General features: G+C 39.3%; 1 protein-coding gene. It reads left to right on the top strand.

Features of this window, described 5'->3' with window-relative positions; all coding sequences use genetic code 11:
* Positions 1-523: 523 nt before the first annotated feature.
* The coding region (locus ACS8FD_RS15380) for a peptidogalycan biosysnthesis protein (protein ID WP_439276487.1) at positions 524-1,233 on the top strand (710 nt) is incomplete at its 3' end.

Raw genomic sequence — 1,233 nt, 5'->3', positions numbered from 1 at the left:
TTACAGGCGTTAATATAAGATTTCAAAAGGTTGCCCTAAAGAAACCATTTTTAAAAGTAACTGATTGACAGCACATTATAGCTAATCCGCTATAAATTCGCTCAATGTCAATCTTGTTTAATGAACTAAGTGTACTGTTTTTGCTCATATCCTATGTATCTAAATTATATTAATCTAATAACAGCTTTATTCTACCAGTCATCGACACTGATATCATCTTTTCCATGCAATTAACGTTTTTTGCAACTATTATCTAGGGGCAAATTTTTTGGTATATTTATAAAACCAATCGATAACGTAAATATCTGTGGTTTATGTAGCAAACGCCTTGCTTGGCTATAATCATACAACATAATAAGTAAAGTCATCTGCAGCGTTGTAGATGACTTTTTGTATTGGTTGAGCATAAAGCTCAATTTTTTGAACATTATTGTTTGCTTTAATGGGATATTTTGCAAATTGTGACAGCAAAATAGTTGACGTTTGATACGCTAAACCATAAAGAAAATGCAATGTGAGAATTATGAATTTACAATATGCACTACTCAAAGACACAAGCTGGCAGAGTCAAATCGATTGGCAATTGCCTGATACGCCTTTTATGTCGTTTGCCTTTTGGCAGGCATTAATAGATACACATGCCATTGGCGAGCAGGCAGGATGGTTGCCTATTTTCGTTTTGGTTTATCGTACAGATGATGTGGGTCACAAAGCTACGATCGATACTATCATAGAACCAGTAGATATTGCTCAAGCTGTCGCCGTCATGCCAGTATTTGTAAAAAATCATCATCGCGGTGAGTTTGTGTTTGATCATGCATGGGCGCAAGCTTACGCGCAATATGGTCTTGACTATTATCCGCGCCTAGTGACAAGCTCTCCTTATACCCCAATTACTGGGCAGCGCTTATGGTTGGCGGCTGGCGAAACGCTTGATACCAATATCGTAAAAATGATTATGGCAGGAGTAGACGACATTGCCCAGCAAGTAGGAGCGTCAAGCTGGCATGGACTGTTTGTAACGCCAGAATTGGCCAAGCTGGCAATGTCAGCAATGCCTGCTCATAATGTGAGTGATCCGGCACAAATAACCCATACTGAAATAGAGGCGCTTACTGCAAATAATCCTATCCTTGAGCGCCAAGGCTGTCAGTTCTTATGGCAAAATAAGGATTTACTGCAAGATGGCAAGCCGTTTACAGACTTTGATGCGTTCTTAACGACATTGACGGC

The sequence above is a fragment of the Psychrobacter sp. 1U2 genome, from assembly GCF_051847575.1.
Note: the sequence above shows the minus strand (reverse complement) of the source record. Positions and strands in the feature narration are given on the sequence as shown.